We start from the raw sequence: 12,351 nt of genomic DNA on the forward strand, positions 1-12,351 counted from the left end.
TATTGCAAGCGTCTGCTTGCAATAGTTAGCGCGAGGGGTGCACTCTGTTCGCATGGCCTCACTCAACGTCGGCGGTCTCGGCGAGTACCTGCGGGAGCAGCGGCGCAGTGCGCAGTTGTCGTTGCGGCAGCTCGCGGAGGCGGCCGGGGTGTCGAATCCGTATCTGAGCCAGATCGAGCGCGGGCTGCGCAAGCCGAGCGCGGAGGTGTTGCAGCAGGTCGCCAAGGCGCTGCGGATCTCCGCCGAGACGCTGTACGTGCGCGCCGGGATCCTCGACGAGAAGGAGCGGGTCGAGCTGGAGACGCGTGCCGTCATCCTCGCCGACCCGTCCCTGAACGAGCGGCAGAAGCAGGTACTGCTCCAGATCTACGAGTCCTTCCGCAAGGAAAACGCGGTGGAATCCGAAAATCTCGGCGGTACCGGCCGTTCCGAGGGCCTCGGAAACCCGGACGACATGGACAATCCCGAGGGTGCGGATAGTCCGGATAGCGCGGGCGGTTCAGACGGTGCGGATAGTGCGGACAGTACGGACAAACCCGCCGCCCCGGCCGACGGGCACCCGCCCGCCGGAGCCCCCGACAGCAAGTGATGCCACACCCACCGACAGCTGAAGTGAACAAGGAGGACACAGACATGGCGATCGCCGACGACCTGCGCAGGACCCTGACCGACCCGAAGCCGCTGTACTTCGTGGCGGGTTCCGCCGACCTTGCCCTCCAGCGGGCGCGCAAGGTGCCCGGTCTCATCGACCAGATCGTGGCCGAGGCGCCCTCGCGTATCGAGTCGGTGCGTACCACCGACCCGAAGGCCGTGCAGGAGAAGGCCGCGAGCCGGGCCAAGGAGGCGCAGGACACCCTCCAGACCAAGGTGACCGAGCTGCTCGGCGCCCTCGACTCCGACGTCAAGAAGCTGGGCGAGACGGCTCAGGGTGCCGCGCTGCGCGGTGTGGGTGTCGCCTTCGAGTACGCGGTCAAGGCGCGCGAGGCCTACGAGAAGGTCGCCGAGCACGGCGAGCAGACCGTCCGTACCTGGCGCGGTGACGCCGCCGAGGACCTCACCGAGATCGCGGTCGTGGTCGAGCCGGAGCCCGTCGTGGTCGAGGACGAGAAGCCCGCCGCCAAGTCCACCGCCAAGACCGGGCCCAAGCCCGCCAAGGCCTCCGGTACGGCCAAGCCCGCCGCGACGGCCCCGGCCAAGAAGACCGTCACGCGCAAGGCCACTCCGGCGCCCCGCAAGGCGGCCACGTCGAAGACCGCGGCCGGGAACACCACCGCCAGGAACTCCGCGTCCTCCGCCACGTCCCCGAAGAACGGGAGCCCCGCGAAGAACGGGGCCAAGAGCCCGGCCGCGGGGGAGACGAAGGGCGGGACCAAGAAGTCCTCGCCGTCCGGCGAGTGAGGCCTTCGGTACGGGCCGGGCACTTGTCGGGTGTCCGGTCCGTTTGACCGGGTAACCGGTACCGTGGCCGCACATGTAGGAACCGAGTCTGGTGGTGGACGTTGTGCTGATGCAGGGGTTCGCGGGATTCATGTGGCTGTTGAGCACGGCCCTGATCCTGTTCAGCGGCTTCGCGCTGGTCGACGCCGCCATCCGTCGTGAGGACGCCTATCGCGCGGCCGACAAGCAGACCAAGCCGTTCTGGCTGATCGTCCTCGGGCTCGCGTTCGTGGTGAACTGGATCTTCGGCATCCTGTCGTTCCTGCCGATCATCGGTCTCATCGCCACCATCGTCTACATCGTCGACGTCCGGCCCGCGGTCCGCGCCGTGTCCGGCGGTGGCGGCCGCCGCCGAGGCTCCAGCAGCGACGGACCGTACGGGCCGTACAACGGCGGGCGCTGAACCCGTAGCGCGGGAGCACGCCGAGCCGTACTGCGGGAGGTGCTGGGCTCGTACTGCGGGAGGCGCTGGGCTCGTACTGCGGGAGGCGCCGAGGCGTACCTGCCACCGGCTTCAGGCCGTACCTGCCACCGGCTTCAGGTCGCACGCGCCACCGGCTTCAGGTCGCACGCGCCACCGGCCTCAGTTGGCCGGTGCGCCCTGCTGCTCGGTCCTCGTCCGTTCCGGGCTCACGGCGTTCCCCTGCGGGCGGGAGAGCAGGACCACCGCCACGTCGTCGGTGAGGTCGCCGCCGTTGAGGTCGCGGACCTCGTTCACCGTTGATTCGAGCAGTTCGTCGCCGCTCAGGCCCGCGGAGAGGCGTCGGTCGACCAGCGCGACCATGCCGTCCTGGCCGAGTCGTTGGCGGCCCTGGCCGATGCGGCCCTCGATCAGACCGTCCGTGTACAGCATCAGGTTCCACTCGGCGCCGAGTTCCACCTGCCGCCGCGACCAGCGGGCCTGCGGCAGCAGTCCGAGGGCCGGGCCGCCGTTGTCGTACGGGAGCAGGGTGGCCGGGCGGCCGGGGCGGGAGAGCAGGGGGGCCGGGTGACCCGCCAGGCAGAGGCCCGCGCGGCGGCCGTCGGGGGCGATGTCGATGGTGCACAGCGTCGCGAAGATCTCGTCGTCCGCGCGCTCGTGCTCCAGGACCTCCTGGAGCGTGGACAGCAGGGTGTCGCCGCACAGGCCCGCCAGCGTCAGCGCCCGCCAGGCGATGCGCAGCTCCACGCCGAGCGCCGCCTCGTCGGGGCCGTGCCCGCACACGTCGCCGATCATCGCGTGCACCGTGCCGTCCGGGGTGCGCACCACGTCGTAGAAGTCGCCGCCGAGCAGGGCGCGGGAGCGGCCGGGGCGGTAGTGCGCGGTGAAGCGCAGGGCGGAGCCGTCGAGCAGCGGGGTCGGCAGCAGGCCGCGCTCCAGGCGGGCGTTCTCCTCGGCGCGCAGCCGGGACTCGGTGAGCTGGCGCTGTGCCATGTCCGCGCGCTTGCGCTCCACGGCGTACCGGACCGCCCGGCTCAGCAGCCGCTCGTCCAGCTCTTCCCGTACGAGATAGTCCTGGGCCCCGACCCGTACCGCTTCCGCTCCGCGCTCGGCGTCGCCGGAGGAAGTGAGGGCGAGGACCGCGTGCAGGGGTGCCAGCCGGAGCACGTGCTTGAGCGTCACCAGCTCCCCGGCGGCCTCTGCCTCGGCCTGCTGGCCCGCGGGGACCGGCAGGGCCAGGTCGAGCAGGATGCAGTCCACGTCGTCGGTCAGCAGCCGCTCGGCCTCGGTGAGGTTGCGGGCGGTACGGACCCGGACGGGGCGTCCGTCGGCGTCCGTGGGCTCGGGAACGCTCAGCGGACCGGCCGGGTCGGCGTCGATCAGCAGCAGCGTGAGCGTGCCGGACGGGGCGGTCGGGGGTGCGGGCACGGAGGACGCCGAACCGCCTTCCGCGGCCGGGACCTGCCTCTGCCGCGGTACGGGTACGGGCATCGTCGGTTCCTTCCCTCCCCCCGAGGGCGGAGCGGAGGCCAGGTGACCTTCCGCCGACGGGGACCATAGCGTCAGGCGATGGCGCAGGGGAATGGCGCGGGGAAAACAGTCAGTGTCATATGCCCCCGCCACCTGGGAAGTTGAGGCCGTCTTGCCCCGGCGAAGATGAGAAAGCTCACGCCTCGGCACGTTTGACCCACTCCTCGGAAGTGCCCCGCGTCACCCTGGATGAGTCATTTGTGGGGAGTGGGAAGTGAGGGGTGGGGAGGGTGGGGAGGCCAGGAATTCCGGCGGAATGGGTGGGAATTGGGCGACTTTTCCGGAGTGGGTGGTGTGCTCGCTCTGGCGTGGACTCCTGGGGCTGGGCTGGGCTGGTTTGGTGCAGGTGCCCTTTTTGGGGGCGGCGCTCGTGTTTCGTCGACGAGGGGAGCGGGCATCCGGTTCCGGACGAGGAGCCGTCGCCCGTCGCCTCGCTGTTCGTCCGGCCGTACGTCTCCCTACTTGTCCGGACGTACCACCCCGAGTATCGACATCGAGCCCGCCCCCGCGACGGTCACGTGCCGCCCCGGCCGAGGGGCGTGGATGATCGAGCCGTTGCCTATGTACATCCCGACGTGGCTGGCGTCGTCGTGATAAATGATCAGGTCGCCCGGGCGCATGTCGCGTATGTCGATACGGGGGAGTTGACGCCACTGCTCCTGTGAGGTGCGCGGTATCGCGTGGCCCGCGGAGAGCCAGGCCTGCGAGGTGAGGCCGGAGCAGTCGTAGGTCTTGGGGCCTTCGGCGCCCCACTGGTAGGGCTTGCCGAGTTGTTCGGAGGCGTAGTCGAGGGCCTTCTTGCCGGAGGCGCTCGCCTTGCCCTTGATCTCGTCCAGGATTCCCGAATCGAGCCAGGCCGCCTGCGCCTTGGACTGGGCCGCCTTCTCCAGGGCCTTCAGACGCTCGCGTTCCTCCTTCTCCAGCTTCGATTCGAGCTTCTCGGCCTCGGCGATCCGCTTCTTGACCTTCTGCTGGGCCGCCGCCTTGGCCTTGCGGTTGCTCTCCAGCTTCTTCCACTGCTGCTGCGCGTCCTTGGTGTAGTCGCGCAACTCCTTCTGGGTGCGGTTCAGTTCGGCGAGCAGGCCCTTGGTCCCCTGCTGGCCCTGACGGAGCCGGTCGGTGCCCTCCAGGAAGCTGCTCGGGTCGTCGCTGAGGATCAGCTTCGCCTCGTCGGGCAGGCCGCCGCCGCGGTACTGGGCGCGGGCGGCGGCGCCCACTCTGGCCCGCAGCTGGTCGAGCCGCGACTGGCCCGTGATGATCCGCTCCGCGAGCGTGATGATCCGGCGGGACTGCTGATCCGCCTTCTCCTCGGCCGAGTTGTACGCGTCGGTGGCCACCCCGGCCTCGTGGTACAGCTTGTCGAGCTTCTTGCGTACGGCGTCCAGACGGGCCGACTCGACGTCCGGTTCCGGCGGCGAGCCGTCCGTGGGCTCCGGCTTGTCGGCCGAACTACCGGGTGTGTGGCCGGAGTTGGGGGACTTCGAGGGCTTGGGCGGCTTCGAGGGTTCCCCGGGCTTCGACGGCGGTGACGGCTTCGCGGCCTTCGACGGGATCAGTGCGGGCTCGTGCTGAGTCGCCGCATGCGCCGTGGCCGGTACGGACAGTGCGCCGATGGTGCATATCAGCGTCATGGCTGCCCAGCTCGACCTCTGCTTGCCTGTCACGTCCGCCTCCCATCGGCCCTGTCGGGCGTTGCCGAAAAAAGCTGGTTAACCGTCAGTAACTTGCGTGCGCTTACGGGATGGTGCCACGCGCCGCGCGAATCCAACAGGGGTTGCCCTGCCCCTGCTTGTCCCCGCTTGCCCGGACCTCCCGGTCGCTCCCGTTGTCTCCGCGCGACCGCTCGCCCCTCATCCGCATCGAGGTCGCCGAACGCTCGCGCCGCTTCTCGCAGTGATCGACGAACCGGTGACGCAGATCGTTCCTACGTCACCCAAAAGGGGCTCTGCTGGTGGGGTGCGAACTACCGTGAACCGTATGAGTGCTGGGCGAGGCGCCGTCAACTCGGTGACGGCATCCGCTTGTTAAGTCCTGCCGGTAGACGCTTCCGGCGACGCGTTCCGGCGACACGCCCCGGTGACGCGTCCCGGTGACCCGTTCAGGCGCGGGGCGCCAACGCCTCCCAGCGGACGGTGACTTCGCCCTGCCGCCACCGGCTCGTACCGTCGACAATCGGCCAGTCGGCCGCGAGCGCGGTGGCCGTACGGATCCAGCGCTGCCGGGCGCCGTAGGAGGCGAACGGCGCGGCGGCCGCCCAGGCGCGGTCGAAGTCGCGCAGGAAGGCGTGCACCGGTTCGCCGGGGACGTTGCGGTGGATGAGTGCCTTCGGTAGTCGTTCGGCCAGGTCGGAGGGCTGGTCCAGGGAGGCCAGCCGGGCCGCGAAGGTGACCGTCCGGGGGCCCTCGGGGCCGAGCGCGACCCAGACGTGCCGACGCCCGATCTCGTCGCAGGTCCCCTCGACCAGCAGCCCGCCCCCGCTCCCCGTCGCCGGGTCCGCGGGGGCCAGGCGTGCGCAGAGCCGGGCCCAGGCCGCGGTGACCTCGGCCTCCTCGTACTGGCGCAGGACGTTCGCCGCCCGGATCAGCGTCGGGCGCCCGGTCACCGGGACCTCGAAGCCGCCGCGTACGAAGTCGAGGCCTTCGCGGGCGCAGGGGCGGGCGGCCGCGACCCGGTCCGCCTCGATCTCTATGCCCGTGACGCGGGTGCGCGGGGCCACCGAGCGGAGCCGGGTGAGGAGTTCGACGGCGGTCCAGGGGGCGGCGCCGTAGCCGAGGTCGACCGCGAGCGGGTCCTCCGCGCGGCGCAGCGCGGCCCCGTGCACCGCCGCGATCCAGCGGTCCATGCGGCGCAGCCGGTTCGGGTTGGTGGTCCCGCGGGTCACCGTGCCCACCGGGCGGGCCCCGGACACGGGCCGCCGCGCCTGCGCCGCGGGTGCGGGCAGGCGGGGATCGGCGGTGCGGGAGGCCATGCGTACGAGGGTATGCGGCGCCGGGCGGGGGAGGGGGCGGGACCGGAACCGGGGCGAACGGGTGCGGTGGCGGTGGTGCGGCGGGGCCGAGACCCGCCCGCACAGGGCGGGAGCGTGGGTCCGGCGCGGATACGAAAAGGTAATGATTCAGCAAAGTGGAAATGTGTGCGGGGCCCGGGGTGTTCTCGGTTCCGGAGACCTGAACGTCTCCCCTCAGTCCTGCCCGGAGGCGAGCCGACGGCGGGGACCGGGGAGTCGTACCCGAGGAGGACCGCCACGTGAGCCAGTACGGGAGCCGGCGTCGTACTCCCACGGCCTCGCGGCTGCGGCTGCACCGCAAGCCGCGCCGGATCGCCATGCTCAGTGTGCACACCTCGCCCCTGCACCAGCCGGGCACCGGCGACGCGGGCGGCATGAACGTCTACATCGTCGAGCTCGCCAAACGGCTCGCCGACGTCAACATCGAGGTGGAGATCTTCACCCGCGCCAGCACCGGCGGCCTCCCGCCCACGGTGGCGCTCGCGCCCGGCGTGCTCGTACGACATGTGGACGCGGGCCCGTACGAGGGGCTCGCCAAGGAGGAGCTGCCCGCACAGCTCTGTGCCTTCACGCACGGGGTGATGCAGGCCTGGGCGGGCAACCGGCCCGGCCACTACGACCTGGTGCACTCCCACTACTGGCTGTCCGGGCACGTCGGCTGGCTGGCCGCCGAGCGCTGGGGCGTCCCGCTGGTGCACGCCATGCACACCATGGCGAAGGTCAAGAACGCGGCGCTGGCCGAGGGTGACCGGCCCGAGCCCGCCGCGCGCGTCATCGGCGAGACCCAGATCGTGCGCGCCGCCGACCGTCTGATCGCCAACACGGCCGAGGAGTCCGCCGAGCTGGTGCACCACTACGAGGCCGACCCCGCGAAGGTCGCCGTCGTGCACCCGGGCGTCAACCTCGACCGCTTCCGGGTGGCCGACGGACGTGCCGCCGCCCGCGCCCGGCTCGGACTGCCGCGCGATGCGCTGATCCCCTTGTTCGCGGGGCGCATACAGCCGCTGAAGGCGCCGGACGTGCTGCTGCGCGCCGTTGCGGTACTCCTTGAGCGCCGCCCTGAATTGCGTTCACGCCTCGTGGTTCCGGTGGTCGGCGGTCCCAGCGGCAGCGGGCTCGCCAAGCCCGAGGGACTCCAGAAACTCGCCGCCCGCCTCGGTATCGCCGATGTCGTCCGGTTCCGTCCACCGGTCGGCCAGGACCGGCTCGCCGACTGGTTCCGCGCGGCGTCCGTCCTCGTCATGCCCTCGTACAGCGAGTCCTTCGGTCTGGTCGCCATAGAGGCGCAGGCCGCCGGGACGCCGGTACTCGCGGCCCGCGTCGGCGGTCTGCCGGTGGCTGTGCGGGACGGTGAGACCGGATTCCTCGTCGAGGGGCACGACCCGGGTGACTACGCCGCGGTGCTCGGGCGGTTCGCCGACAGCCACCGGCCAGGTCCGGACGCCCCCGGCAGCCTGACCGCGATCATGGGCGAGCGCGCCGCCCGGCACGCCGAGAGCTTCGGCTGGGGCAGCGCGGCGGCGGCCACCGCCGAGGTGTACACCGCCGCCATGCAGGAACATCGCCGTCGCGTACGCTCGCACCATGGCTGACGCAGCGTCGATCATCGAGCAGGCACTGAACGAGGCCGAGCTCGACTGGGAGTCCCCGGAGCCGGGCAACTACGTCCTCAAACTGCCCGGCACCCGCAAGCTCTCGACCACCGTCTCGCTGCTCCTCGGACGCCACTCGCTGTCCGTGAACGCCTTTGTGATCCGCCGCCCCGACGAGAACCACGAGGGCGTCTACCGCTGGCTGCTCGAACGCAACCTCAAGCTGTACGGCGTGAGTTACGCGGTCGACCGGCTCGGCGACGTCTACCTTTCCGGCAAGCTGGCGCGGTCCGCCGTGACCGCCGACGAGATCGACCGGCTGCTCGGCTCGGTACTCGAAGCGGCCGACGGCAGCTTCAACACCCTCCTCGAACTCGGCTTCTCCTCGGCCATCCGCCGCGAGTACGAGTGGCGGATCTCCCGGGGCGAGTCCACCCGCAACCTGGACGCCTTCGCACATCTGACGGGCGCCGGGAAGAAGTAGCGGCGGAAGCAGAGGCAGAAGCTGAGAAGTGCGGGGAAGTACAGAGCAGCACAGGTAAGTACGGGGAAGTACGGGAAGCAGCCGCGTCGGACGTGCGTGACCCGGCGCGGCCGTTCAGTGGTCAGGCCGGGCCGGGTCACGTTTCTGTGGGCCTCGTGACGACGCCCGCTTCCAGCCAAGCCCCGTCGGAGAGGAAGCGCCCGGCGGGGCACCCGCGAAACGCTCTGATCGGGTGAGAGAGCGCCGGATCCGCCTCAGGGCCGGGTCCGCCTCAGGGCCGGGTCGGCCGCATGTCCGCGCCGTACGTGGTGCGGTAGTCCGGGACGACGATCCGGCTCGTCGGAGACTCTTGCTCGACCTGGGCGACGAACCCGTCCAGGTCCATCACCGGGTCGCGGTGCGGGGGCTCGCTCAGCGGTTTCTCGAAGTTGTCCCAGTGGACGGGCACGACGACCCCGGGGTGGCCCAGTGCCTCAAGGAGCCGGGGCACATAGCGGGACGTCGAGGCGCTGGACGGCACCGCGAGCATCGCGAGGTCGGGGTTCAGCCCCCGCACGGCCCGTTCCGAGAAGTCGCTCGCGCCCATCAGGAAGGCCGAGGGGCCGTTCGCGGCCGTCAGCTGGAAGGCGAGTGTGTCGCCCTCCGGCAGGTCGGAGATGGTTTTCGGGACCGCCGTGGGCGGCGCGTTGAGTGTGCCCGGGGCGAAGTAGGAGTGCTTCTTGTTGCGGCTGTGCAGGCTGGAGACGACCTCGACGGTGAATCCGCCGAAGTCCAGTACCTCGCCGCCCTTCACCACCGAGATCTGCCCCGGGTCGACACCGAACGCGACCAGCAGGTGGAAGGTCGTCTCGGTGCCGACGACCCGGGCGCCGGTGGTCTTGGCGATGTGCGGCACATCGGCGATGTGGTCCCAGTGCGAGTGGCTGACCAGGACGAGCTCGGGGGAGCCGATGTGTTCCCGTACCACCTCGGGATCGGACGTGAGCGGCGTACGCGGCTCGAAGCCCCCGTCGAACAGGCCGGTCCTGAACCGGGTGAGGTACGGGTCGAAGAGCACCGTCCGCCCGTCGACGTCGATGCGCCAGCCGGAGGTGCCCAGCCAGCGGAAGGACGCCGAACCGGCCGCCGGGGCCCTTCGGGGCGTCACCGCGGAGGCGGTGGTCACGGAGGCGGTAGTCGCGGAGGCGGTGGTCGTGGAGGAGATCAGCGGGACGGCCGCGCCGAGCGCGGCGCCGCGCAGCACCGAACGCCGGCCGAACCCCTGGACGCGCCGCTTCGGGCGCTGTGCGTCTGTGTCGTCGCTCATGGCGTCAGCAGATCAGGGCGCGATCCCCGTCGTCCAAGATCAAAACTCCGGGGGTCTGATATGCGCGACGGTATGAGGCCAGGTCAGACGCCTTTGCTGCGCAGAAAGTCGACCGCGATCCGGGCCGTGGCGCCGATCGCCGCGTCCACCGCCGGTCGCGAGGCGGCCAGCTCCCGCGTACGGGCGAAGACGGAGACCGCGTAGCGGCTGCCGTCGGGATATCCGACGACCCCCGCCTCCATGTGCAGCCCGGGCAGGGTTCCGGTCTTCGCCCCGACCGTCACCTCGTCCGGAAACCCCGACACCAGCCGGTGCCGGAACACCTGGCGGGCCATCAGTTCGCGTACCTGCGCGCAGGCGGCCGCCGGCCCCGCCTCGTCACGCCAGATCAGACGCAGCAGCCCGGTGATCTCACGGGGCGTACTGGAGTTGGTCCGCGCGGGATCCAGCACGCTCAGCCGTCTCTTGCGCTCGTCCGGGAGCGCCGGGTAACGCAGGGCGAACTCCGCCTCGTCGCGTGCGCCGACCTCGGCGAGCATCGATTCCAGTACGTCACGAGGACCGCCCACGATCCGGGTCCGGTCGAGCCCGAGTTCCCCGGCGAGAAGCCGCACCGTGTCCAGGCCGACCCGGGCCAGCAGCAGATCCGCCGCCGAGTTGTCGCTCACCGAGATCGCGAAGAACGCCAGATCGCGCAGCGACAGCTCGACGTCGTCCGCACAGCCTGCCGTGCCCCAGCCGCCGAGCCGGTCGGCCGCCGTCACCCGTACCCGCTCACGGGGGTCGAGCTGGCCCGCGGCCACCTGCCGGGCGAACTCCAGGACCAGCAGCACCTTGAAGACCGAGGCGATCACGACGGGCTCGTCCGCGCCGACGGCCACCTCCGCACCCTCCTCGGCCTGTGGCCTCCCGACGACGGGGACCGCGTGCAGTAACCCCTCGGCGCCCGCCCTCGCGAAGACCTCGCGGATCCGCTCCTCGACCATCAATTCGCCCCTCCCGTAAAGTCCCTGGCTGTGGATCTCTTGCGCCACCTGCGCATCTTCGTCGCCGTCGCCGACGAACTGCACTTCAGCCGGGCCGCCGAGCGGCTCGGCATGGCCCAGCCGCCCCTCAGCCAGGCGATACGCAGACTGGAAAAGGATCTCGGTGCCGAATTGTTCGACCGGTCGCACCGCCAGGTCCAACTGACCGCCGTCGGCATGGTGTTGCTGGACGAATCCCGCGAACTCCTCGCCCGCGAGGAGCGGTTGCGGACACTGGCCCGCCGCGCCGGGAGCGGCGGCCTTGGCACCCTGCGCGCGGGCGTGCCCCCCGACACCACGGTCGCCACGCTGGCCGCGCTGCTCGCCGCCTGCACGGAGCACTCCCCGGGCCTGTCCGTCGATCTCCAGGAGCTCACCACCGAGGAGCAGTTGCGGCTGCTTGCCTCCGGCGGGCTCGACGTCGGCCTCGTCCACCAGCCCGTGGACGCCACCGATCTGAGTCTCGGCCCGGAGGTGTGCATGGAACTCGGCGTCGTCCTGCCCCGCACCTCACCCCTGGCCCGGCTCCCCGAGGTCGCGCTCGCCGAACTGTCCGGCCACGACCTCGTGCTCTTCCCGCGTGCCCAGGCCCCCGGCTGGTACGACCGAATCCTCGACACCTGCCGCGCCGAGGGCTTCGTGCCGGGCCGCCTTCGGCACGCCTCCAACCCCGAGTTCCTGCTGGCCCTCGTCCACGCGGGCCACGGCATCGCCTTCGACCAGGGCCCGGTGGCCCGCAAGGAGCCCCGCGTCGCCTGGCGGCCACTGGCAGGCCGCCCCCTCACCCAGCGCACCGCCGGGGCCTGGCCCGCCGACCGGTCCGCCCACCCGGCCGCCCCCCACTTCGCGGACCTCGCGGCCGACGTGCTCGCCCGCGACCGTGCGACGACCTTGCGCCGTGACGAGGGCCCCCGCCCGCCGGACGGGCCGCCCCGCCCTTGGTCCGTGGTCTACGAGGAGTCGGGCTGAGGCCGTGCCGGCAGGCTGGCCGTAGGGGAGAGCCGTGCCTTTGGGATCCTTTGGCCTTTGGGTACGGGTACTCATGTGCCTGCCCTGCTCCCCGGCCAGGATGGTGGGCATGGCCCTTCCCACCGCGCCCGCGGCGTTCGACGATTCCGTACGGCCCCGCGCTGGTCGGGGCGCCGACGTGGGGGCCGCCGTGGGGCTGCTGCTCCTTGAAGTGCTCGCCCTGCTGGTGATCTTGGGCATGTGGATGGTGACCGGATGGAGTCTCGACCCGGCCAGGACGGTGAGCCCCGACCCGTTGTGGGGCTATCTCGTCGCTGCCGGCGTGGTGGGGGCCCTGGCCGTGGTGGCGGCCGTGATCGCGTTCCGGTCCCGTGCTCTGGTGACGGTGTGGACCCAGTGCTTCATGGCTGTCGTGGTGGTGGCGGGAGTCGTCGGCGGGGTCGCGATCCAGCGGCAAGAGGACCGGACCGACCACCCCGCTCCCGCCCCCGCGTTCACCGGCGAGGCCGGGTGCCGCAGCGGCGGCGACAACAGCGAATGCGCGGACACCGGCGGCTGAGGCCCAGGCCGGGCTCAGGCG

At 71.4% G+C, this 12,351-nt stretch carries 12 protein-coding genes; 7 read left to right on the forward strand and 5 right to left on the reverse strand.

Translation table 11 applies throughout. The annotated features are described in order from the left end of the window. Positions 1-52 precede the first annotated feature (52 nt). The 3 genes from HUT18_RS33890 to HUT18_RS19545 all read left to right on the forward strand — a co-directional run bounded on the left by HUT18_RS33890 (position 53) and on the right by HUT18_RS19545 (position 1,840). A complete protein-coding gene (locus HUT18_RS33890) occupies positions 53-589 on the forward strand; it encodes a helix-turn-helix domain-containing protein (RefSeq protein WP_254878706.1) in 537 nt (178 codons plus the stop codon). A gap of 44 nt (positions 590-633) precedes the next feature. Then, on the forward strand, positions 634-1,398 hold the full coding sequence (locus tag HUT18_RS19540; RefSeq protein ID WP_176101901.1) for a hypothetical protein: 765 nt from the start codon (positions 634-636) through the stop codon (positions 1,396-1,398). Between the two features lie 103 nt (positions 1,399-1,501). Further along, on the forward strand, positions 1,502-1,840 hold the full coding sequence (locus HUT18_RS19545; RefSeq protein WP_176104655.1) for a DUF2516 family protein: 339 nt from the start codon (positions 1,502-1,504) through the stop codon (positions 1,838-1,840). A 180-nt stretch (positions 1,841-2,020) separates the two neighbouring features. Here the strand turns inward: HUT18_RS19545 and HUT18_RS19550 are convergent, their stop codons facing one another. From HUT18_RS19550 to HUT18_RS19560, 3 genes are all read right to left on the reverse strand, one after another. Next, positions 2,021-3,349 (reverse strand): PP2C family protein-serine/threonine phosphatase, encoded by a 1,329-nt coding sequence (locus HUT18_RS19550; RefSeq protein WP_176101902.1) that lies wholly within the window; start codon positions 3,347-3,349, stop codon positions 2,021-2,023. A 497-nt stretch (positions 3,350-3,846) separates the two neighbouring features. Continuing rightward, the gene (locus tag HUT18_RS19555) at positions 3,847-5,019 is read right to left on the reverse strand and encodes an NlpC/P60 family protein (RefSeq protein WP_176104656.1); all 1,173 of its coding nucleotides are present in this window, start codon (positions 5,017-5,019) and stop codon (positions 3,847-3,849) included. Between the two features lie 467 nt (positions 5,020-5,486). Continuing rightward, complete coding sequence (locus HUT18_RS19560; protein WP_176104657.1) at positions 5,487-6,278, reverse strand: class I SAM-dependent methyltransferase; 792 nt, start codon at positions 6,276-6,278, stop codon at positions 5,487-5,489. Between the two features lie 356 nt (positions 6,279-6,634). Between HUT18_RS19560 and mshA the strand changes: the two genes are divergently transcribed. Both mshA and HUT18_RS19570 read left to right on the forward strand, forming a co-directional pair. Continuing rightward, positions 6,635-7,987 carry a D-inositol-3-phosphate glycosyltransferase gene (mshA, locus tag HUT18_RS19565; protein ID WP_176101903.1) on the forward strand — a complete coding sequence of 451 codons (1,353 nt, stop codon included), beginning with the start codon at positions 6,635-6,637 and terminating at the stop codon, positions 7,985-7,987. Continuing rightward, positions 7,980-8,471: a YbjN domain-containing protein gene (locus HUT18_RS19570; protein ID WP_176101904.1), complete on the forward strand. Its 492-nt coding sequence runs from the start codon at positions 7,980-7,982 to the stop codon at positions 8,469-8,471. Before mshA ends, HUT18_RS19570 begins: the two co-directional genes overlap by 8 nt. A 271-nt stretch (positions 8,472-8,742) precedes the next feature. On the opposite strand, the gene HUT18_RS19575 is transcribed toward HUT18_RS19570, so the two are convergent. After that, complete coding sequence (locus tag HUT18_RS19575) at positions 8,743-9,777, reverse strand: MBL fold metallo-hydrolase (protein WP_176101905.1); 1,035 nt, start codon at positions 9,775-9,777, stop codon at positions 8,743-8,745. 83 nt (positions 9,778-9,860) lie between these two features. Beyond that, positions 9,861-10,763 (reverse strand): serine hydrolase, encoded by a 903-nt coding sequence (locus tag HUT18_RS19580; protein WP_176101906.1) that lies wholly within the window; start codon positions 10,761-10,763, stop codon positions 9,861-9,863. Positions 10,764-10,802: 39 nt separating this feature from the next. Between HUT18_RS19580 and HUT18_RS19585 the strand changes: the two genes are divergently transcribed. Next, positions 10,803-11,771, forward strand: a complete 969-nt coding sequence (locus HUT18_RS19585; RefSeq protein WP_176104658.1) for a LysR family transcriptional regulator — start codon at positions 10,803-10,805, stop codon at positions 11,769-11,771. A gap of 109 nt (positions 11,772-11,880) precedes the next feature. Next, a complete protein-coding gene (locus HUT18_RS19590; RefSeq protein ID WP_176101907.1) occupies positions 11,881-12,330 on the forward strand; it encodes a DUF6234 family protein in 450 nt (149 codons plus the stop codon). Positions 12,331-12,351 lie beyond the last annotated feature (21 nt).

The organism is Streptomyces sp. NA04227, assembly GCF_013364195.1.
In the GTDB taxonomy this organism is placed as follows: Bacteria; Actinomycetota; Actinomycetes; order Streptomycetales; family Streptomycetaceae; genus Streptomyces.

Excerpts from the sequence above, each read along its gene's own strand:
- HUT18_RS19555 (WP_176104656.1), bottom strand. The coding sequence starts at position 5,019 with ATGACGCTGATATGCACCATCGGCGCACTGTCCGTACCGGCCACGGCG.
- HUT18_RS19590 (WP_176101907.1), top strand. The coding sequence starts at position 11,881 with ATGGCCCTTCCCACCGCGCCCGCGGCGTTCGACGATTCCGTACGGCCC.
- HUT18_RS19580 (WP_176101906.1), bottom strand. The coding sequence starts at position 10,763 with ATGGTCGAGGAGCGGATCCGCGAGGTCTTCGCGAGGGCGGGCGCCGAG.
- HUT18_RS19570 (WP_176101904.1), top strand. The coding sequence starts at position 7,980 with ATGGCTGACGCAGCGTCGATCATCGAGCAGGCACTGAACGAGGCCGAG.
- HUT18_RS33890 (WP_254878706.1), top strand. The coding sequence starts at position 53 with ATGGCCTCACTCAACGTCGGCGGTCTCGGCGAGTACCTGCGGGAGCAG.
- HUT18_RS19575 (WP_176101905.1), bottom strand. The coding sequence starts at position 9,777 with ATGAGCGACGACACAGACGCACAGCGCCCGAAGCGGCGCGTCCAGGGG.
- HUT18_RS19550 (WP_176101902.1), bottom strand. The coding sequence starts at position 3,349 with ATGCCCGTACCCGTACCGCGGCAGAGGCAGGTCCCGGCCGCGGAAGGC.
- HUT18_RS19540 (WP_176101901.1), top strand. The coding sequence starts at position 634 with ATGGCGATCGCCGACGACCTGCGCAGGACCCTGACCGACCCGAAGCCG.